The sequence below is a fragment of the Thiocapsa roseopersicina genome (assembly GCF_900106925.1).
In the GTDB taxonomy this organism is placed as follows: Bacteria; Pseudomonadota; Gammaproteobacteria; order Chromatiales; family Chromatiaceae; genus Thiocapsa; species Thiocapsa roseopersicina.
In genome coordinates this window covers 438836-458947 of sequence record NZ_FNNZ01000001.1, presented here as the reverse complement: position 1 = coordinate 458947, position 20112 = coordinate 438836, and the positions used below count along the sequence as shown (strand labels likewise).

The 20112-nt window shown below is 64.3% G+C and carries 15 protein-coding genes; 4 read left to right on the top strand and 11 right to left on the bottom strand.

The window, feature by feature from the left end:
* Positions 1–113: 113 nt before the first annotated feature.
* The 5 genes from BLV04_RS02115 to BLV04_RS02095 all read right to left on the bottom strand — a co-directional run bounded on the left by BLV04_RS02115 (position 114) and on the right by BLV04_RS02095 (position 4606).
* Positions 114–578, bottom strand: a complete 465-nt coding sequence (locus BLV04_RS02115) for a DUF1850 domain-containing protein (RefSeq protein WP_093027604.1) — start codon at positions 576–578, stop codon at positions 114–116.
* Positions 575–2596, bottom strand: coding sequence for a TRAP transporter permease (locus BLV04_RS02110; protein ID WP_093027602.1), 2022 nt, complete (start codon positions 2594–2596; stop codon positions 575–577). The genes BLV04_RS02115 and BLV04_RS02110 overlap by 4 nt, the downstream gene beginning before the upstream one ends.
* A 101-nt stretch (positions 2597–2697) precedes the next feature.
* Positions 2698–3693 (bottom strand): TAXI family TRAP transporter solute-binding subunit, encoded by a 996-nt coding sequence (locus BLV04_RS02105; RefSeq protein WP_093027600.1) that lies wholly within the window; start codon positions 3691–3693, stop codon positions 2698–2700.
* 287 nt (positions 3694–3980) lie between these two features.
* The gene (locus BLV04_RS02100; RefSeq protein ID WP_093027598.1) at positions 3981–4358 is read right to left on the bottom strand and encodes a type II toxin-antitoxin system PemK/MazF family toxin; all 378 of its coding nucleotides are present in this window, start codon (positions 4356–4358) and stop codon (positions 3981–3983) included.
* Positions 4352–4606: an AbrB/MazE/SpoVT family DNA-binding domain-containing protein gene (locus tag BLV04_RS02095; RefSeq protein WP_093027871.1), complete on the bottom strand. Its 255-nt coding sequence runs from the start codon at positions 4604–4606 to the stop codon at positions 4352–4354. Before BLV04_RS02095 ends, BLV04_RS02100 begins: the two co-directional genes overlap by 7 nt.
* Before the next feature lie 230 nt (positions 4607–4836).
* Here BLV04_RS02095 and BLV04_RS02090 point away from each other — a divergent pair, with 230 nt between their 5' ends.
* Both BLV04_RS02090 and BLV04_RS02085 read left to right on the top strand, forming a co-directional pair.
* Positions 4837–5421, top strand: coding sequence for a Uma2 family endonuclease (locus BLV04_RS02090; protein ID WP_093027596.1), 585 nt, complete (start codon positions 4837–4839; stop codon positions 5419–5421).
* A 318-nt stretch (positions 5422–5739) separates the two neighbouring features.
* Positions 5740–6606 carry a shikimate dehydrogenase family protein gene (locus tag BLV04_RS02085; RefSeq protein WP_245731666.1) on the top strand — a complete coding sequence of 289 codons (867 nt, stop codon included), beginning with the start codon at positions 5740–5742 and terminating at the stop codon, positions 6604–6606.
* Positions 6607–6955: 349 nt separating this feature from the next.
* On the opposite strand, the gene BLV04_RS02080 is transcribed toward BLV04_RS02085, so the two are convergent.
* The 3 genes from BLV04_RS02080 to BLV04_RS02070 all read right to left on the bottom strand — a co-directional run bounded on the left by BLV04_RS02080 (position 6956) and on the right by BLV04_RS02070 (position 9888).
* Positions 6956–7750, bottom strand: a complete 795-nt coding sequence (locus tag BLV04_RS02080; protein WP_093027594.1) for a hypothetical protein — start codon at positions 7748–7750, stop codon at positions 6956–6958.
* A gap of 136 nt (positions 7751–7886) precedes the next feature.
* The gene (locus BLV04_RS24755) at positions 7887–8204 is read right to left on the bottom strand and encodes a hypothetical protein (RefSeq protein ID WP_175534449.1); all 318 of its coding nucleotides are present in this window, start codon (positions 8202–8204) and stop codon (positions 7887–7889) included.
* Between the two features lie 1087 nt (positions 8205–9291).
* On the bottom strand, positions 9292–9888 hold the full coding sequence (locus tag BLV04_RS02070; protein WP_093027590.1) for a TetR/AcrR family transcriptional regulator: 597 nt from the start codon (positions 9886–9888) through the stop codon (positions 9292–9294).
* 213 nt (positions 9889–10101) lie between these two features.
* Here BLV04_RS02070 and BLV04_RS02065 point away from each other — a divergent pair, with 213 nt between their 5' ends.
* Together BLV04_RS02065 and BLV04_RS02060 are read left to right on the top strand one after the other, a co-directional pair.
* Entirely contained in the window at positions 10102–11280 is a 1179-nt protein-coding gene (locus BLV04_RS02065; RefSeq protein WP_093027589.1) for an efflux RND transporter periplasmic adaptor subunit, read from the top strand.
* Between the two features lie 64 nt (positions 11281–11344).
* A complete protein-coding gene (locus tag BLV04_RS02060; protein WP_093027587.1) occupies positions 11345–14500 on the top strand; it encodes an efflux RND transporter permease subunit in 3156 nt (1051 codons plus the stop codon).
* A 193-nt stretch (positions 14501–14693) separates the two neighbouring features.
* Here the strand turns inward: BLV04_RS02060 and BLV04_RS02055 are convergent, their stop codons facing one another.
* Genes BLV04_RS02055 through BLV04_RS02045 form a run of 3 tightly spaced genes read right to left on the bottom strand, consistent with a single transcriptional unit; the run spans position 14694 to position 20036 of the window.
* On the bottom strand, positions 14694–17969 hold the full coding sequence (locus BLV04_RS02055; RefSeq protein ID WP_093027585.1) for an error-prone DNA polymerase: 3276 nt from the start codon (positions 17967–17969) through the stop codon (positions 14694–14696).
* Entirely contained in the window at positions 17966–19450 is a 1485-nt protein-coding gene (locus BLV04_RS02050; protein ID WP_093027583.1) for a DNA polymerase Y family protein, read from the bottom strand. The genes BLV04_RS02055 and BLV04_RS02050 overlap by 4 nt, the downstream gene beginning before the upstream one ends.
* Positions 19428–20036, bottom strand: a complete 609-nt coding sequence (locus BLV04_RS02045; RefSeq protein ID WP_093027581.1) for a recombinase A — start codon at positions 20034–20036, stop codon at positions 19428–19430. Before BLV04_RS02045 ends, BLV04_RS02050 begins: the two co-directional genes overlap by 23 nt.
* Positions 20037–20112: the final 76 nt, after the last annotated feature.

Below are 20112 nucleotides of genomic sequence, written 5' to 3'. Positions count from 1 at the left end.
AGTAGTGATTCGTGATGAGGCAACAACAATCCACTGGGTCGAATTCAAGTGACTCAACTGGACACGTTCTGATCGGATCGGCGGGGTAAAGCAATTTCAGTGTAGACGAATTTTCACGCCAAGCTCCGCTTGACGATTCCAAGCGACCAGGCTTTCCCTGCGTACGGGACTTGACTCCCGCCCGCTCTCCCGCCGGACATTCGGCACGCCCACAGCTCGACCGCGGGTTGTTCCGCACGCGGCGGCCCGATCCAGTGCGAGAGCGGGTGACAGATCCGCTCGAGACAAATGTCGTAATCCCCCGCCTCCGGTGTGCGGGCCAATCTCAACGGCTGGATGGGCGGGAGATCGGGCCGATAGTGCCAGGCACCGTCACGGTACCGCGCGCCCTCGGGCGGCTCCATGCCGGCTCCCGCGCCCTTGATGCGCGCCTCGGTCAGGACCAGGCCATGCGGCGTCACATGATAATCCTCCTCCCAAGGCACCCGCTCGATGCTGTGACGCCAAGTCAGGGTGAATCGGTCCGCGGGCAGCTCGGCCCACACCATGCCGGCCAGACCGATGCAGAGCCCGATCATTCGGCGACAATCCGGCGCCGCCGCCACAGATGCAGGGCAAGCACGAGTGCCGCGAGCACGAATCCGGCCGCATCGGTGACGGGTAGCGCGAGGATCAGCAACAGACCTGCGCCCATCGCCAGCAGGCGCTCCCACCAGGCGAGCGGTCCTTGGAAGTAGCCGATCGATGCGGCCCCCCAGAGGCCGATGGCGACGGCGGCCTTGGCGAACATGAAGGCGCTCATGAGCAGGTCGTCCCCCTGCAGCATCAGCGCCTCGTTGTAGACCGCCATGAAGGGGACCACGAAGCCGGCCAATGCAATGCGCACGGCCCAGAGGCTGATCTTCAGCCCGCGTTCCCCCGCGATAGGTGCGGCGGCAAAGCAGGCCAGGGCGACCGGCGGTGTCAAATCCGCCAGGATCCCGAAATAGAACACGAACATGTGCGACACGATCAGGGGCACGCCCAGATCCAGCAGAGCCGGCGCCGCGATCGAGCTGGTGATGATGTAGTTCGGAATGGTCGGGATGCCCATGCCGAGCACCAGACAGGTGAGCATGGTCAGCACCAGCGAGAGGAAGAGACTGTTCCGGCCGATCGCGAGGATGAAGCTCGCGAAGGTGGAGGCCACGCCGGTAAGCGACACCACGCCGATGATTACCCCGACGAGGGCGCAGGCGATGCCGACGGGCAACGCATGACGCGGTCCTTCGGCCAAGGCGTACAGACAGATGCGCAACGTCTCTCGCCCGCCCTTGACGAACCAGCAGGCCACCACGAGGACAGCGATGACGCCGAAGATCACCCCGATGCCGAGCTGAAAGAAGCCCGCGCAGAGCACCCCCAAGGCGATCCAGAAGGCCAACCTCAGGCGGAAGGAGGACACCCGCAGGATAATCGCCGAGCCCAGGATCACGATGGCCGTCAGTGCCAGACCCACGGTGCCCGCAAAGAGCGGCGTGCGCCCGGAGAAGAGCAGCCAGATCAGCACCGCCAGCGGGATCAACAGAAACCAGCGCGCCCGGACCGCCGCCCAGGGATCCGGACATTCGCTCTTGGGTAGGCCGCGCAGCCCTCCCCGCTTCGCCTCAAGATGAACCATCCAGAACACCGATCCGAAGTAGAGCAGCGCCGGCAACAAGGCCGCCTTGGCGATCTCGGCGAAAGGCACGTCGATGGTCTCGGCCATGATGAAGGCGACCGCACCCATCACCGGCGGCATCAGCTGGCTGCCCATGCTCGCGGTGGACTCCACGCCGCCCGCGAAGGCCGGCCGATAGCCGAACCGCTTCATCAACGGAATGGTGAACTGCCCGGTGGTGACGACGTTCGCCACCCCGGAGCCCGTGATGGTGCCCATAAGTGCCGAGGAGACGACCGAGACCTTTGCCGGCCCGCCGACCTTGTGGCCGAAATAGCCCATCGCGAAGTCGGTGAAGAGCCGGATCATCCCGGCCTGCTCGAGAAAGGCGCCGAAGAGGATGAACAGAAAGATGTAGGTGGCCGACACGTACGTGGGCGTGCCGTAGAGCCCCTCGGTACCGAAGGAGAGCTGGTTCACCAACTGGTCGACGCCGTAGCCTCGGTGGGCCAGGTCGCCGGGCAGATATTGGCCGAGCAGCGCATAGGCCAGAAAGAGCCCGCAGATGATCGGCAGGGCGATGCCCATCACCCGGCGCGCCGCCTCGAAGACCAGCAGGATCAGGAGCACACCCACGGCCATATCCCAACCGGTCAGCTCGCCGGAGCGTTGGATCAGGTCCGCCTCGAAGAACCACTGATAGGCGGCGGTGGCCATGCCGGCGAGTCCCAGCAGCCACGCCAGCGGCTGCCAAGGCCGACCGCGGCCCACCATCGGATAGGTCAGGAAGATCATCAGCAGCAGGAAGCCGACATGCACGGCCCGCAGCACCTGAGAGGAGACCGGATGGAAGGCGGCCGTAACGATCTGAAAGGTGGAGAAGGCGATCGCGATGGCGAACACCGCCCGCGGCCAGGCCGAGGGGTTAACGGCAAGGGCGGGTTGATGCTCGCTCATCGATCACAGCCCTTTACACCTTTGCCGTGTTTCCGCGTGAGATTCCGCGCGCCGCAACCAAGCCGGCAACGTGGATTGATCGGCGGCAATACGCCGGTGGTTCAATCGTCCTGTTGCACGACGCGGTCAACCGCCGGATCCGGGCTCAGCACCCCCGCCTCCCGATAGAAGCGCTCGGCCCCGGGGTGCAGGGGCAGCGGCAGATTCCTCGCGGCTTCATCGAGCTTGATTCCCTTGCCCGCAGAGTGGGCCGCACTCACGCGGTCCAGGTTATCGAACATCAGCTTGGTCATCTGGTAGGCCAACTCGTCCGACACGCCGCTATGGCTCACGAAGAGATTGGCGATCGCCGCCGTGGGCACATCCTCGGCTTGACCCTCGTAGGTGTTGGCGGGGATAACGCCGGGCCGATAGGCGGGGCTTCCGATCGCGGCGACCACGTCCGCGGGCACCGGGATGAAACGCACCGACATGGTGGAAGCCAAGTCCCGGAAGGCCGCCATGCCGAGACCGGAGGACTGAAGTGTCGCATCCAACTGGCGGTTCTTCATCAGCTCCACGGACTCCGCGTAGGGCAGATACTCCACCTTGCCCATGTCCTCGTACGTCAGTCCGGCGGCCTTGAAGATGGCGCGCGCGTTGAGCTCGGTGCCCGATTTGGGCGCCCCGACCGAGATGCGCTTGCCCTTAAGATCGTCCAAGGACCGGATACCCGAATCGGCGCCCGCGACGATCTGGATATAGTTTGAATGCGCCCCGCCGATGGCGCGCAGCTTGTCCAACGGCTTCTTGAATCCGGCATCCTCGACACCGTTCCAGGCATCCGAGACCGAATCCCCCAAGGCCAAGGCCAACTCGCCGCGCCCGGTCTGCAACAGGTTCAGGTTCTCCACCGACGCCTTGGTGGCTTGCACCGTGGCCTTGGATCCGTCGATCCCGTCGCCGTAGATCTGGGACAGGGCAACGCCGATCGGGTAATAGACCCCGCTGGTACCGCCCGTGAGTATGTTGATGAAGGTCGGGCCGCTCGAGACCGCGGCACTGAAGGACAGCGCCGCTGCCACGGCGAGTAGGGGCAACCTCCTGCGTAGCGTCATCGGGTGTCTCCGTTGGTGCGAGTGGTCGATCACGGTGCGCCGTCGGCTCCCGAAAGCAGCCGCTCGGCGGGCTCCCGCATGCGGTCCGAGCACGAAATCCGACCGTGCTTGTTGATCTTGATCGGAGCCTAGCCCGAGTCCGGACACAAAACAATACCAACTAAAGCGCTCGTACACGACCACGTTCGCGGCGACTCGCCTCGTTCAAATCCGAAGCGAAATCGGCCGAGGCGTCCCATTCCCGCCAGCCTTGCCCGTGTCTGGGTCCGGCTGGGCGTCGGAGGTATTCAGGCCAGTTGCACGATCTGGTTGAGAACTGCCAGCACTTCGGCAAAGCGGGCATCGGGGATGCGTTTCATCGGATGCGGTGCGCCGCTGCGCAGACGCCAGTCGAAGGATTTGGGCTGGTGGCAGAGAACGTAACTGGTTTGCCCGGCCTTGCGCCCCCCGGCTGCGCCGACCGCTACGGCAAAAGGGTTGTCGGCGTTATAGGCGGCTGTGGTCATGGGCAGGCCGATGACCAGCGAGGTCCGTTCGTTGAAGACCTTGGGCGAGAGCACCAGAAAGGGATGAACATCCCGCATTTCCTGCCCGCGTTGGGGATTGCAGTCGATCCAGATGACCTCCTGGCGGTTCGGCGCCCAGGCCTTGACGGTTTTCACCATTGTTCGGCACCGAGGGCCTTCTCGGCGGGCATCGCTTCGCCGCCGTGGCGTTCGGGATCGAAGAAGGCCAGGCGTTGTTCCAGAGTCAGTCGCTCGTCGCGGATCGGCGTGATGATGACCCGTTCGCCTTCCACGGTGATGTTGACACGCTGGTCGGCGTGCAGATGGGCAGCCCGGGCGATGGCGGCAGGCAAGCGCACACCGAGGTTGTTGCCCCAGTGTTTGATGTCGAGAACGATTGATGTGATGGCTCGGCTCCAGTCAATGTTTACACAAAGTCTAAACATGCTCTGCCTGACAAGCAAGGGATCGGGTTCCGTTTGACAAAGACCACGGCAGCGGCAACGGCCAGCGTGCTCGGCAGATGACGGGGTGCGCTCTATGCTCACACCAACCTGCGCGGGCTGCCCTTGTCGCCCTCCCGCCGACCGGCTAACCTCGAGCCGATCGCCGGTCAACGAGCCCAGACCGAACCGTCATGCACGCCAACGCCTTGCCACCCCCGCGTCCGCATCGCGTCACCACTCAGGAGTTCTTCCGCATGGGCGAGGCCGGCGCGCTGGACCCGGAGGCCAGGATCGCGCTGATCGAAGGAGAGATGATCGACATGCCGCCGATCACACCGCCTCACGCCGGTCGCACCAAGCGGCTCACGTTGCTCCTCATCGAGGCCATCGGCCGGCGGGCCGTCGTCTCCCCCCAAAACCCGATCCTCCTCGGTGATCTCAGCGCACCTCAGCCCGACATCGCGATCCTCAAGCCGCGAGACGACTTCTACAGCTCGGAACATCCGCAGGCCGAAGATGTGCTTCTGGTCATCGAGGTCGCCGACAGCAGCGTCCGCTACGACCGCACGCGAAAACTTCCGCTGTACGCCAGCTACGGCATTCCCGAGGTCTGGCTCATCGACATCCCGGCGCGCGCCATCTGGGTCCACCGTGCCCCCGAGAACGGCGCCTACCGAAGTTCCTACCAGCTCGGCCCGCCGTATCGGATCAGCCCATCGATGTTCGACGGCGTGGAACTGGAGCTAGGCGCACTGGTGAACGACGGTGGGGTGTGAAGATGAGGCGCGCGCGAGGTTGGCGAGTTGCGATGATGTCCGCCGCGCCCCATCCACCGGGTCGACTTGAGTCTTCCACCAAGGGGCGGATGACCCCGCGCTTGCCTATACTGGAGGGCAGGCCAATACCCTGGCGTGTAGATGCGGTGGCCCTGCCAACCCCGGAGCGATGCCGCACGCTGCAGCACAGCATCCCCCGGCCCGGCAGATCAATGCCCGTCCTGTGCATGTCACCGGTTGGGCCGCAGGCACCTGACCGGCAGTCAATCCACCCGGCTCAGACACACCTCGACCCTGATCCGCTCCTGGAGATCGCCCGTGTCCATCCTCTCTCTGCCCCCGCAGAAGCAACTGACCACCATGCTTGGCCATCCGGTCGCCGAGAACCCCATCGACCGCATGTTCGACGCCGTCTACGCCCACCACGGCCTTCATTGGCAATTCTGGAAATGCGACCTCCCCACGGAAGACCTGTTGCCGGCGGCCATTGCCGGGGTCCGTGCGCTGGGATTCGCCGGGGCGTGTATCACCGTGCCTTACAAGGTGGCGTCCATCCCCTTCCTCGACGAGGTCGATGCGGATGTGCAAGCGATCGGCGCCGCCAATTACATGACCATTGATGCGGGCCGGCTGATCGGCCACAACAACGACGGCAAGGGTGTCGTCAAGGCCATCGAAAAGGTCACGCCGATCGCGGGCAAGCGAGTGGCCATGCTCGGCGCCGGCGGTGCCGGGCGGGCCATGGCCGTCGAGCTGGCTTGGGCCGGAGCGTCCCACCTGACCCTCATTACCCGGCGCCAGGCACAAGGCGAGGAGGTCGCCGCAACCGTCACCCGGGCCTCGGGCGTGCCTGCCGTCTGGCAACCCTGGGTCGGCGAAGCGGAGATCCCTGCCGGCACCCAGATCCTCATGAACGCCACGCATCTGGGCTGTGCGCCCGAGCTGGAATCCATCCCGATCCATTGGGACCAGATCACCCCAGTCACCACCCTTGTCGATGTGATCACCAATCCGCGCATCACCCCCTTCCTGCAGACGGCTAAGGACAAGGGCTGCCCGATCGTCGATGGCGTCGACATGCTGGTTCAACTGGCAATGCAGATCTTTTCCGCCTGGACGGGCATCGCGGCCGATGAGGCGGTATTTCAACAGGCAGTCGCGCAGGCATTGGGCGAGATGTCCTGAGGCCGGAATCGCCGTGATGAAGCCCGTTGAGGCTGCACGTATGTAGCAGAAATTGAGCCCGGCCCCTTTTCGCGAAAAGTCGCAGAGCCGCCGTCGGAGACCTAGAAAGCCGAGATCCATGCCCAGTTTAACAGTGTCTTGACCATTGGTGTTCGCGTAAGCCTATGATATTGAAATACTCCCGCTTAACTGAGTGCCATTCGGCCCCTTTTGCTACTCCCGCCCCTTCTTGCAATTAAACGTGGTCCGTCCCTGCTTATTTCCTGTTTATTTCAAAAAACTCCCCAGAACCCGAACCCAAGACAGGGATATCGGAACTCGGCACACTTACTACGGAACACGGAGCTTGCTAAAATAACGTCTTTGTGAACTTTTCTACACCGCTTATTAGCTCTTCCGTTTCTTCCATTGTTGGTTCTCGCTCCTTGTTATGATCGCAAAGATTGCGAATGTCGCCAAGCCTTTGAATCTGCCTCCAAGATGGTGTATCGAGAACACCTGCGTTCTTTAGCAAATCGTTAAACTCACTAATCGAAGGATTCGTCTTACGTGTGGTTATACTGTGATTTTGCATTACTTGCGCTAAGTGTCTTTCCAAGACAACGCCAGCTATCGCTCCTGCGCCCCGAACAAATTTGTGCTTCAAGAGTTCCCTCGCGGCGCCCAACTCAGAATCAAAAAGATCAGCCTGAACGAGCTGCCTAATGTCAAATAACGTGCTTGTGAATCTTGATTGAATTGATTTAAGTATGCTTAGCTGAGTCTTAAACCTCATGGTAGCCCCAGCAAAATCATCAAACACTTTTTTTCCGTTAGCGGTTCTGCCTGAGCGGATTCCATTTTGCCAATCTTGGATCGTATAAGTATGACCGTTTATGTCTTTTCTTCTGCCTTCGCCCTTATAAAGATGCTCGAATTCATCATAACGAAATGGAATTAACTGTCTAATGACGGAGCATGATTCGGTGTACCATCGCTGATAACTTTTCTCAAATGATTCTCTTATCTTGTCTGCGTGCTTTCCATCTTCATCGGTGAGTTCGCCCTGCTCTTTTAGGTGGCGATACGTCAGGTCCAGCTCCATCTCATGGCCGAGCATAACCAATGCGTCCAAATCATCTTTGTATTTCTCGATGTTATTCATGTGCATTTCTTCCGTGGCTAACGAATAGGTTAAGCGACTCCGCCGGCACGGCGATTCAGCGAGTTTATCGGGGCAGAAACCGGTTTATCACGTCCATTCTTCCAATCAAATGTGGTCGGCCACAATTTATTTTGACCTATGAAACCTTGAGCATTGCCAATATTGACAATCGCTTAAGATACTCCTTCATATTTTGGTCGCCCCTATTTGGGGCAGTCCTGTCGTCATAAAGATATATACGATTCGGGTCGGAGCTTCCGTCATATGAAAGTTTTTCTACTGTTTTTGGCCCTAGGCCTTTTAAATCCACTAACACTGGATAGTCTGCGTACTTGATCCATTCTTTTGTAAAAAACCCAACTGGCTTATATTCCCTATTCAAGATCGCATACCGCCCATCTTGCTGCTTGTCTAAGCAATACGGCATAAATACAGCTCTAACATCATCGAGCATTGCAAACTCCTATGAAACCGGGGACGGACCCTGAGGTATCCCCAGAATAACGTAAATTTTTTCAGTGCGTTAAATAGCATTTTTGGTGCAGGATTGAACATGCACGAGAGGTCGTTGTCCCTGGTAAAGCGACGAAACCCGCCAGGAGACCCCCCGTGCATGCAGGAACCATCTTACACCGCTGCCTCGATCCGTTGCTGCAGTCGATTCACCGCACACGTCTCGCGACAGTGTTCGCCGCGGTGGCGGCCTGCGTGAGCGGGCCGGCGTTGTCGTTGACCGATGTGGGACGGCGCTTCTGCAATTACGGGGACAGTTTACCTGATTCCGTTCCAGCAGCTCAAAAGAGGTCCTGGGCGTGAGTCCTGTCGCAAGCGAAGCGTCAAATCCTGCAATCACGTAGCTCGTGAATGCTGGATTTGACGCTTCGCTGCAGGCTCTGGTCGCACGATCCAATCTGATTCATTAGGCTACGTTCTGCAGCAGATTCGCGAAATCCTTTCCAGACGTCGGCCGAGGAAGCGGCCTATTATCGCATCTGTAGAGTTCAATCATTTCTTCCACGATTTGGCAAAGCTCATCAAAGACAGCCTTCTCGTCGTCACCGCGGCAGCCCCCGAACATTAAACCGGGGCAGCTTCCCACATAACAGCCGTCTTCCTCGGACCATTCAACGATCTTTGCGTATCTGGCACTGTCTTTCATTTCACGAATTCTTGGAGGCACCGAAGTTCACTTTGGTTATTCCTTGCCGACGTGTTCCGAGTTTCATGCAACGCCAGTCAAGATTAGCCTAAGGATGCCTCAAGTCAAAATTGGAGGTAATGGCCTCGACCAGAGTCTCCGCTGAAGGGTGTTCCGCACGGTTCTCGGGAAGGTCGAGTTGGACTCGATGTTGTTGGCTGTCAGGGCGGTGGAAGAGGACGACTGCAAGTCGTCGATCCCAGGTGGGCTGCGCTCGATGGGGCTTGGCGGGGGATCGGAATGTCGCCGGTGCTGCATGGCCTGTCTCGCGATCCGGCCGCTGGCTGCCGAGCGACTCGGCGCCGATCGATCGTCGGGCGCGCATCGACGGGCGGGCCAAGGGTTAGAGTAGCGCGCGCAAGGCGCTCCGCAGCAGCGGCAGCAACGCCGCCTTGTCTAGATCGGGGTGGCTGATGGCGCGACCGGACAGCCCGTCGAAGAGGGCCATGATGACCTCGATCGCCGCGTCGGCATCCTCGACCTCCATCCCGCGGGCTTGTCGGGCGGCGCGATGCAGGGCGCAGAGTCGCTCGCGCTTGGCGGCATCGGCGGCGCGGACGATCTCCGCGACGGCCGGATTGCGGGCGGCCTCGGCGAGGATCTCAACCTCCAGCGCAGCCTTGTTCAGGTCGGTCTTCTCGTTCAGACCGACCTCGACGCGGTCGATCATGGCCTGAAAGAGGTCGTCCTCGCATTCGAACTGAAGGACCATCTCGAGCGAGCAGTCCAGCTTGCGCTCCACCAAGGCGCCGATGATCGACTCCTTGCTCTCGAAGAAGTGATAGATGTGGCCGGGACTCATCCCGGCAGCCTTCGAGATCTTCGCGATGCTGGTCCCGTGAAACCCCTCGCGGACGAAACAGGCGGCCGCCGCGTCGAGGATCTGTTGGCGCCTCGCCTGACCGCGGCTGGGTTCCTGCTCTTGATTCGGCCCCTGCATCTTCCTCCTCCGTTGCCTGTTCGCGCCGTTGCGCGGGCGCTCTTTGATGACGGCGCCGCGACGGGCTCGAACCGCGCACGACACCTTACACCTTGACCTCCTCGACTCGCGGGTCTAAAGTTCGGTCACGAACTAGAATGAACGTTCACTCTACAACAGTCAACGGTCGACACCTCAAACAGTCGACACTGGCATCGCACTTCGAGGTATCTCATGGGATCCGCCCCCCGTCACATCGGCATCGCTCGTGCCTGGCCGATCGGCCTCGTCTTGCTCCTCGCCGGCTGCAATCAGACCCCCGGCAGCGGTGCCGCGCCTGCGGCTCCTCCGCCACCCGAGGTCGGCACGATCACGATCGTCGCCCGCCCGACCACCCTGACGACCGAGCTGCCCGGCCGCACCGTGCCGTATCGGATTGCGGAGGTGCGCCCGCGCGTGAGCGGCCTTATCCAGGATCGGCTCTTTACCGAAGGCGGCGAGATCAGCGCCGGCCAAGTGCTCTATCAGATCGACCCGGCGGTCTACCAGGCGGCTTACGACAGCGCCGAGGCCGCACTGGCGCGCTCGCAGGCGACCTTGGATCGGGCGCGGCTGAAGGCCGATCGCTATGCGCTTCTCGCCAAGTCCAAGGCGGTGAGTCAGGAAGACAACGACGACACCCAGGCGGCGCTCAAGGAGGCCGTGGCCAGTGTCGCCGTCGATCAGGCCGCCTTGGAGCGCGCGCAGATCGATCTGGCCTACAGCCGGGTCGAGTCGCCGATCGCCGGGCGGATCGGACGCTCGACCGTCACCCAAGGTGCCTTGGTGACGGCCAACCAGGCCGAAGCGCTGGCGACCGTGCAGCAGATCGATCCGATTTACGTCGACCTCACCCAATCCAGCACCCAGCTGCTCAAGCTGCGCCGCGCCCTCGCCGACGGTCGCCTGGAGAAACCGGACGGCGAGCAGGCAAAGGTGACGCTCATCTTGGAGGACGGCAGGATCCATCCGCATGCGGGACGCCTGGAATCCTCCGAGGTCACGGTCGACCAGGGAACCGGCACGGTCACGTTGCGCGCCACCATCCCGAACCCCGAGCAAGAGCTTCTGCCGGGGATGTTCGTCCGCGCTCGGGTGGAGGAAGGCATCCGCTCGGACGCCATCCTGGTTCCGCAACAAGGTGTCCAGCACGATCGTCGCGGCAACCCGATCGCCTTGGTCGTAAACGACGAGGGCAAGGTGGAGGAGCGCAAGATCGAGACGACACGCACCATCGGCGATCAATGGCTGGTGGACGCCGGGCTCGAGCCGGGCGATCGCGTCATCGTCGAAGGCAGCCAAAAGGCCCGACCGGGAGCGCAGGTCCGGGTGATGGACCTCAGCGATCAACCGGGCTTTGCGGCGGTGAATTGAGCACTACACGCCGACGGCTGACCACCCCCGCGCCCCACACTCCCGAACCAAGGACCCCAACCCCATGGCCCGTTTCTTCATCGATCGACCCGTCTTCGCCTGGGTCATCGCGATCGTCATCATGCTCGCCGGGGTGCTGTCGATCCTGACCCTGCCGGTCGCCCAGTATCCGAGCATCGCGCCGCCGGCGATCTCCGTCACGGCCAACTATCCGGGTGCCTCGGCCCAAACGCTGCAGGACTCCGTGACTCAGGTCATCGAGCAGCAGATGAACGGGCTCGACGGGCTGCGCTACATGTCCTCGACCAGCGAGTCGACCGGGATCGCGACGGTCACCATGACCTTCGAGAACGGCACGAATCCGGACGTCGCCCAGATGCAGGTCCAGAACAAGCTGCAGACGGCCACGGCGCTCTTGCCCGCGCAGGTGACCCAGCAGGGGCTGCAGGTCGCCAAATCGGTGCGCAACTTCATGATGGTCGTCGCCTTCGTCTCGCGCGACGGGCGGCTCGAAAGCGCGGATATGAGCGACTACATGGCCAGCCTGGTCAAGGACCCGCTCAGCCGCGTGCCCGGTGTCGGCGAGATCACCCTTTTCGGTGCCCAGTATGCGATGCGCATCTGGCTCGACCCGAACCGGCTCAATCAGTTCGGTCTGACGCCGGCCGATGTCGCGAACGCCATCAAGGCCGAGAACGCCCAGATTTCGGCCGGTCAGCTCGGCGCCGTTCCGGCCGAGCCCGGCCAGCGCCTCAACGCGACCGTGAACGTACAGAGCCGGCTCAACACGCCCGAGGCATTCGGCGCGGTCCGGGTGCGCACCGCGGCGGACGGCTCCACGGTCTATCTGCGCGATGTGGCCCGCATCGAGCTGGGCAGCGAGAGCTACAACACCGCCGCCTTCCACAAGGGCAGCCCGGCCGCCGGCATGGCGATCCGTCTTGCGACCGGGGCCAATGCGCTCGAGACCGCGGCGGCCGTGCGTGCGCGACTCGACGAGCTTGCCCCCTTCTTCCCGGCCGGGGTCGAGGCGGTGTTTCCTTACGACACGACGCCCTTCGTGAGGATCTCCATCGGCGAGGTGATCAAGACCCTGATCGAGGCCGTGATCCTGGTCTTCCTGGTCATGTATCTGTTCCTGCAAAACTTCCGTGCGACCCTGATCCCGACGCTTGCCGTACCGGTCGTGCTGCTCGGCACCTTCGGCGTGCTGGCGGCCTTCGGCTATTCGATCAATACGCTCACGCTATTCGCGATGGTGCTGGCGATCGGGCTGCTGGTGGACGACGCCATCGTGGTGGTGGAGAACGTCGAGCGTGTGATGCACGAGGAGGGTCTGCCGCCCAAGGAGGCGACACGCCGTTCCATGGATCAGATCACCAGCGCGCTGATCGGCATCGCGCTGGTGCTCTCCGCCGTCTTCGTGCCCATGGCCTTCTTTGGCGGCTCGACCGGGGTCATCTACCGGCAGTTTTCCATCACCATCGTCTCGGCCATGCTGCTGTCCGTGGTGGTCGCCCTAACCCTGAGCCCCGCCCTGGCGGCGACCCTGCTCAAGCCCGGACATCAGGGCGAGCGACGCGGCTTCTTCGGCTGGTTCAACCGCAACTTCAACCGCGGCACCACGGGCTATGTGAAGGGTGTTAAGGGCATCCTGGGACGACGCAAGCTGTTCCTCGTGGTCTATCTCATGCTCGTCGTCGGCCTGGGCCTGTCCTATGCACGCCTGCCGACCGCCTTCCTGCCGGACGAGGATCAGGGCATCCTCATCACCCAGGTGATGCTGCCTGCCGGCGCGACACGCGAGCGCACGCTGGAGGTGCTGCGCGAGGTCGAGCGCCACTTCCTCGAAGACGAGTCCGAGGCGGTCCAGGAGCTCATCACCGTGGCCGGCTTCAGCTTCGCCGGACAGGGCCAGAACATGGCGTTCGGGTTCGTCCGTATGAAGGACTGGGACGAGCGCAAACGGCCGGACCTGAAGGTGAAAGCGGTCGCCGGACGGGCGATGAAAGCCTTCTCGCAGATCCGCGATGCGCAGGTCTTCGCCTTCGTGCCGCCGGCCGTCATCGAGCTCGGCACCGGAACGGGCTGGGACGCCCAGCTCCAGGACCGCGGCGGCGTGGGCCACGAGGCCCTGATGGCCGCGCGCGGCCAATTCCTCGGGATGGCGAACGCCGATCCCGCCCTCGCCGCGGTCCGACCCAACGGACGCGAGGACGAGGCGCAGTTCAAGGTCGAGATCGACCGCACCAAGGCCGGCGCGCTCGGACTCTCGCTCGCGGACATCAACACCGCGCTCTCCGCCGCTTGGGGCAGCTCCTATGTTGACGACTTCGTCCACGAGGGCCGTGTGAAGAAGGTCTATCTCCAGGCCGACGCACCCTATCGCATGTTGCCCGAGGACCTGGACGACTGGCATGCGCGCAACGCCGACGGCGAGATGGTGCCCTTCTCCGCCTTCGCCAGCGGCAGCTGGGTCTACGGCTCGCCCCGTCTGGAGCGCTACAACGGTCTGCCCTCCGCGCAGGTGATGGGTCAGGCCGCACCCGGTGTGAGCTCGGGCGAGGCGATGGCTGCGGTCGAGGCATTGGTCGCCAAGCTCCCGCCGGGGATCGGTCTGGAATGGACCGGGCTGTCGTTCGAGGAGCGCGCCGCGGGCGCCCAGGCCCCTCTGCTCTATGCACTCTCGGCACTGGTGGTCTTCCTGGCGCTCGCCGCACTCTACGAGAGCTGGTCGGTGCCCTTCGCGGTCATCCTGGCGGTGCCGCTCGGGGTGCTCGGTGCCGTGCTCGCCGCGACCGGACGCGGACTTCCGGCCGACATCTATTTCCAGGTCGGACTGCTTGCGACCATCGGACTCTCGGCAAAGAACGCCATCCTCATCGTGGAGTTCGCCAAGACGCTGCAGGAGCAAGGCAAGGACGCGGTCGCCGCGGCCTTGGAGGCGGCGCGGATGCGGTTGCGGCCGATCCTCATGACCTCGCTCGCCTTCGGCTTCGGCGTCGTGCCGCTCGCCATCAGCTCGGGGGCGGGCTCGGGGGCGCAGAACGCGATCGGCACGGGCGTGCTCGGCGGCGTCGTCGCCGGGACCTTGCTCAACATCTTGTTCGTGCCGCTTTTCTTCGTGGCGATCCGGTCGCGGCTGGATCGGCGGACGGCTCGGGAGGCATCGGGGCAGGCCGTCACATCAGCGCCGACACCGACGCCGGCAGAGACCTGAGCAGCGAGCGGCCCGGCGTCCACTTTGACCTAAATTCGGCAATTGGAACCGCAAAGGCGCAAAAGACGCGAAGGACTTCGATCTAGTGCCGGCAGAGCGAGGCTCACCCGACAGGCGAAGGTGAGCGACAAGACAAATCGTTGTTTTTCTTTGCGTCCTTTGCGCCTTTGCGGTTCAACTGCTCTTTCCAGGTTCAATGAAAATCCCGGCTGTAGGTCGCTTCGAGCCGGACCTGCAGCAGCGACTGCGGGTCCCAGAAGGCGTCCGCGATCAGGTGGGGCACGCTATCCTGCTGCTGGATCCGTCCGGTGACGCCGAGCAGGTTCGTGGTCTTGATCAGGCGGGCGTAGCGTTCGAGCACCTGACTCCAGACCACGAGGTTGACGAAGCCGGTCTCGTCTTCGAGGGTCATGAAGAGGACACCGGATGCGGTCGCGGGGCGCTGACGGCAGATCACCAGACCGGCGTAGCGCGTGCGTCGACCATGCGGCATCGCACGAACACCGGCGGCATCGGGCAGACGCTGCGCGCGAAACCGCTCGCGCAAGGGCGCCAAGGGATGCCCGAGCGTGCTGTGCAGGCTGGTGCGGTGATCCCAGGCAATGGCCTCGAAGGCATCGAGATCGGTGAAGACCGCGGCGCGCTCTCGGGGCCCCGGATCGAGTGGCGCATCCTCCTCGTGAACGGCCCCGGCGACCTGCCACAGGGCCGAGCGGCGCTGCGGCTCCAAGGCCCCGAGCGCCCCCGATTCGGCCAGGCGTGAGAGCACGCCGGCATTCAGCCCGGTACGCCGCACCAGATCCTCGACCGACGCGAAGGGGCGCTCCGCCCGCGCCGCCTTCAGCTGCTCCCATTGCGCCCGGGCAAGACCCTTCACATAACGCGCGCCCATGCGCACGGTGTAGCGCCGCGCATCCGACCCGGCCTCGCTCATCAACCCGGCCACGTCGCTGACCCGATCCGCCGGGTGGACCAGCCCCGCAGGTTGGACAAGCCCCGTAGGGTGGACAAGCGCAGCGCCGTCCACCAGCGCCGGCGCCGGACTCAGTGGACTTCGCTCTCGCTCGTCCACCCTACAGGCCTCCGCTACCGTCCCGACTTGACCCGGCTCCAGCGTGCAATCCCACTCGCTCCGGACCACATCGATCGGACGCACCTCGATGCCGTGGCGCTTGGCGTCCTCGATGATGGTCGCGGGCGAGTAGAAGCCCATCGGCTGGGCATTGAGTAAGGCGCAGACGAAGACGTCGGGGAATCGGCATTTCATCCAAGCGGTGGCGTAGGCGATCAGGGCGAAGCTGGCCGCATGGCTCTCGGGGAATCCGTACTCGCCGAAGCCGCGGATCTGCTCGAACACCTGCTCGGCAAAGGCGGCGTCGATGCCCTTGGCGATCATGCGCTGGACCAATCGCGCACGGTGACGCTCGATCCGACCGCTGCATCGCCAAGCGGCCATGTCGCGGCGCAGCTGATCGGCCTCGCCGGGGGTGTAGTCGGCAGCCACCATCGCCAAGCGGATCACCTGCTCCTGGAAGAGCGGCACGCCGAGTGTCTTCTCGAGCACGGGCGCCAGGCACGGATGAGGATAGATCACGGGCTCTTGGCCGGCGCGGCGACGCAGATAGGGATGCACCATGCCGCCCGTGATGGGACCGGGACGCACGAGGCTGATCTCGATCACCAGGTCGTAATAGGTGCGCGGCCGCAGACGCGGGAGCATCGCCATCTGGGCACGGCTCTCGATCTGGAAGACGCCGAGCGTGTCGGCCCGGCGGATCATCTCGAAGGTCGGCGCGTCGTCGGCGGGGATACTCGCCATGGTCTCGTCGCGACCGTAATGGCTGCGCATCAGATCGAAGCCGAGATGCAGCTGATGCAGCGCACCGAGCGCCAGGAGGTCGACCTTGAACAGCCCCAGGGCTTCGAGGCTGTCCTTGTCCCATTGGATCACCGTCCGGTCGGGCATGGCGGCGTTCTCGATCGGGACCAGGGTCGAGACCGGCTCGTGTCCGAGCAGGAAACCGCCGGGGTGGATCGAGAGATGACGGGGCACATCCAGGATCTCGGTCGTGAGCCGGATCAGGTGCCGATGCACCGGCTGGTCGGGATCCAGACCGGACTGGCGCAGCACCTCGCCCGACAGCGCGTCGCCCGCGTGCGCCAGCAGCTTCGAGAGACGATCGAGCGAGGTCTCGGAGAGACCCAGCACCTTGCCCACGTCGCGCACCGCTGAGCGCACCCGATACCGGATGATGTTGGCGACCATCGCCGCGTGATCCCGACCGTATTTGGCATAGACGTGCTGGATGACCTCTTCGCGGCGCGCGTGCTCGATATCCAGGTCGATGTCCGGCGGCTCGGCCCGCTCGCGCGAGAGGAAGCGCTCGAACAGCAGCCCCATGCGCACCGGATCCACGGCGGTGATCCCCAGGCAATAGCAGACGGCGGAGTTGGCCGCCGAGCCGCGGCCCTGGCAGAGGATCCGCTCGCGGCGGCAGAACCGGACGATCTCCCACATGGTCAGGAAATAGCCGCAGTAATCCAGCTCCTCGATCAGCGCCAGCTCCTTTGCCACCTGTGCCGAGACCGCCTCGGGCAAGGTCGCCCCGTAACGCTCATGCGCGCCCTCGAGCGTGAGCCGCCGCAGCCATTGCGAGGAGGTCGAGCCGTCCGGGAGATGCTCCGAGGGATAGCGATACCGCAGCGCGTCCAGATTGAAGCGGCAGCGTTCGGCGATCTCGAGGGTGCGGGCGACGGCGCCCGGGTCGTCCTCGAACAGCTTGGCGAAGGCATGAACGGACTTGAGCGCATGCTCGGCATTTGGCCTGATCCGGCGCCCGGCCTCGGCAAGCCGGATACCTTGGCGGATGCAGGCCAGCACGTCCTGCAGCTCGCGTCGGCTCGGGGCGTGATAGAGCACCTCGTAGCCTGCGACGATCGGCAGCCGATAACGCGCGGCCCGCTGTCGCAAACGCGCCTCGCGCCCCGGCTCGTCCGCGCGACGATGACGCGCCGCCAAGGCATAGAGCCGATCGTCGAATGCCTCGCGCAACTGATGTGCGATGAAGAAGGGATCGGCCTCCCCGCAGAGCAGGGCGGACTCCCCGCCCCAGAGCGCGATCAGGTCGCCGGCGTGGGCGTAGACCTCGCGCCAGCCGACCCGGCTCTCGCCCTTGGCGCAACGGCGCCGGCCCAGGGTCAGCAGCCGACAGAGATTGGCGTAGCCGTCGCGGCTCTGCGCCAGCAGGATCAGGGTCGAGTCGTCCTCGATCGAGACCTCGGCTCCGGCGATCAGCGGCACGCCGAGCTCGCGCGCCTTCACATGGGCCTCGACCAAGCCGTAAACCCCGTCGCGATCCGTCAAGGCCAGACCGGCAAGCCCGAGCGCGGCGCAGGTCTCCACCAGCTCCTCGGGGTGACTCGCCCCTTCGAGAAACGAAAAATGGCTCTTGCACCAGAGCGGGATCACTCCACCCGTCCATGCACGAACCAGCCGCGCCGCACTCGATCGTAGAAGACCCACAAGAGCTCGCCTTTACGGGTCTCCGCGAAGTGATACTCCCGGTGCAGTGCACGCACCCACCAGCCGCCGGCGACCACATAGGGGCCCCAGACCCGCACCACGGGTCCCTGCTCCAAGCCGTGCAGCATCCAGCCGTCCGGCTCATGACACGGGCGCGGCGGCAAGGGGATCGGGCGCCTGTAGAGACGGCGCACCAGACGCCGCTGCAGACGCGTGCGCGGACGCGCGGGCTCCAGTCGGGACAAGGGCTCCCACGCGAAGCTGTTCTCGGGCAGATGCCCCGAGCTGAGCCGCGCCTGCACCACCGACTGCTCGCCGAATGCGGCCCGCACGCGCGCCAGTGCACGATTGGCCGCCTCGAGGTCGCGGCGCGGCCGGGCGGCGAGCAGCTCGAGCTGGCGCTGCTCGGGGCTGACGGCACGGGTCAGCAGATGCAGCTCCTCGACACCGTCCGGCAGGCGTGCCGCCGACAGACGCAGCCGGATCAGCTCCAGGATCTGTCGGGCATCCAGGGTCGGTGCGGCCGGGCGGATGCGTTCCTTGTGCTCGCCCAGACGCTCGAAGCGGAACAGCAGCCGCAGCTCTTCGAGGACCTGACCGCGTCCGGCAAGCACATCCAGAAGCGGCGACAGCCGCGTCTCGATCAGAGCCATCAGGCGATCGACATCGGTCTCGGGCCGATCGAGGATCAGTCGAGCCGTCACCGGCTCGACCGGGTGCTCGGGCTGCAGCGGGAGATTCAGCTCGCCCGAGGCCATCCGGTGCAGATCGAAGGCGGCCTTCCCGTAGCGCCGACGGATGCCCTCGGACGGCAGCCGGAGAAATTCACCGAGGCTGTGCACGCCGAGCTTGGCAAGCGCGTCCCGCGTGCCGGGCGCGATCGCCAAGCGCTCCAAGGGCACATCCTGCAAAGCGCCCTGCTCCTGCGCCGTCTCACGCAGGATGCGCACGCCTTGACCAGACTTGGCGAGCGCATAGGTCGCGAAGCGGCGAAAGCCAACGACCACGACGGCGCTCAAACCCATCGCCGAGAGCCCCGTCTCGATCCCCGCGGCCCAGGCGTCGAGCGACCCGTAGAGCGGCTCGAGCCCGGACGCATCGAGCCAGAAGACACCGGGCTCGTCCGCGGACGGCTCGACATGCGGGCTGTGCTCGCGCAGCCGGCGGGAGACGGCAACGACGGCCCGATCGATCTGCGCCTTGGGGACCGGGGCGGCGCGCAGGTCTCCGCTCAGCGACAAGGCCGCAGCAAAGGACATGCCCGAGAGGATGCGTGCTGCACGCGCGGAGGCATTGACCCACAAGACGATGCCCCGCGGCTGATCTCTGTCGACGACGGCGACCGGATGCCCCCGCCACTCGGGATGCTGCCGCAGCAGGAGCTGAAGCGGGAAGGCCGGCAGATCAAGACAGGCCATCCGGTCCATGACAGAGCTCCGCGTAGGTCCGGCCCGGTCCCTGGCGCTTGTCCTTGAGGATGAGCGTCTCGCAGCGAAACAGCGGCGGCGCACGTCCGGTGCGTGTCGCATCGGCGCGCAACGAGATCAGCGACCCCAACGACGGACGCTCCCGCCCCTTGCGCGTCAGGCACAGGAGCGCCGTCTCGTGCTTCTTCGCAAGCGCGGCGAGGCGTGTCTGCGCGGCAAGTGGCAGGTCATCCTCACGACCCAGATCCAGCACGACGAGACCGAAGGCACCCGAGCGCAACAGCAGGTCGGCCGCCCGCGCGGCCTCGAGCGCACCCTGGGCCCACACGACCGCCAAGGCACTCAGATCGATCCCGACCGCCGCGACATCCGGCGGATAAAAGCCGCTGTCGCGCCCCGTCACCCAGACCGTCGGCTCGTCGCACTGCTGAGCCTCGGCCACCAGACCCATGGTCAGCGTCAGCGCCGCCGTCGCCTCCCCGCCCGAGACCTCGGCGAAGCGACCACGAAAGGCCGCCAGCCCCCAAGAGACAGGCGCCCGGCTCGGCTCGAGCCCTCGCTGAAAATCCGAAAAGGCCGCCTTCATGGGAATGCTCGGCTCGGGGAACATGGCTTTTTAAGGATGAAGGATGGATGGAAGCAGCCGGTGTTGTGCCGACGCA

Bases quoted from the DNA above. Each gene is read 5' to 3' on its own strand.
- BLV04_RS02115 (WP_093027604.1), bottom strand. From the start codon at position 578: ATGATCGGGCTCTGCATCGGTCTGGCCGGCATGGTGTGGGCCGAGCTG.
- BLV04_RS02110 (WP_093027602.1), bottom strand. From the start codon at position 2,596: ATGAGCGAGCATCAACCCGCCCTTGCCGTTAACCCCTCGGCCTGGCCG.
- BLV04_RS02105 (WP_093027600.1), bottom strand. From the start codon at position 3,693: ATGACGCTACGCAGGAGGTTGCCCCTACTCGCCGTGGCAGCGGCGCTG.
- BLV04_RS02100 (WP_093027598.1), bottom strand. From the start codon at position 4,358: ATGGTGAAAACCGTCAAGGCCTGGGCGCCGAACCGCCAGGAGGTCATC.
- BLV04_RS02090 (WP_093027596.1), top strand. From the start codon at position 4,837: ATGCACGCCAACGCCTTGCCACCCCCGCGTCCGCATCGCGTCACCACT.
- BLV04_RS02080 (WP_093027594.1), bottom strand. From the start codon at position 7,750: ATGAATAACATCGAGAAATACAAAGATGATTTGGACGCATTGGTTATG.
- BLV04_RS24755 (WP_175534449.1), bottom strand. From the start codon at position 8,204: ATGCTCGATGATGTTAGAGCTGTATTTATGCCGTATTGCTTAGACAAG.
- BLV04_RS02070 (WP_093027590.1), bottom strand. From the start codon at position 9,888: ATGCAGGGGCCGAATCAAGAGCAGGAACCCAGCCGCGGTCAGGCGAGG.
- BLV04_RS02065 (WP_093027589.1), top strand. From the start codon at position 10,102: ATGGGATCCGCCCCCCGTCACATCGGCATCGCTCGTGCCTGGCCGATC.
- BLV04_RS02060 (WP_093027587.1), top strand. From the start codon at position 11,345: ATGGCCCGTTTCTTCATCGATCGACCCGTCTTCGCCTGGGTCATCGCG.
- BLV04_RS02050 (WP_093027583.1), bottom strand. From the start codon at position 19,450: ATGGACCGGATGGCCTGTCTTGATCTGCCGGCCTTCCCGCTTCAGCTC.
- BLV04_RS02045 (WP_093027581.1), bottom strand. From the start codon at position 20,036: ATGAAGGCGGCCTTTTCGGATTTTCAGCGAGGGCTCGAGCCGAGCCGG.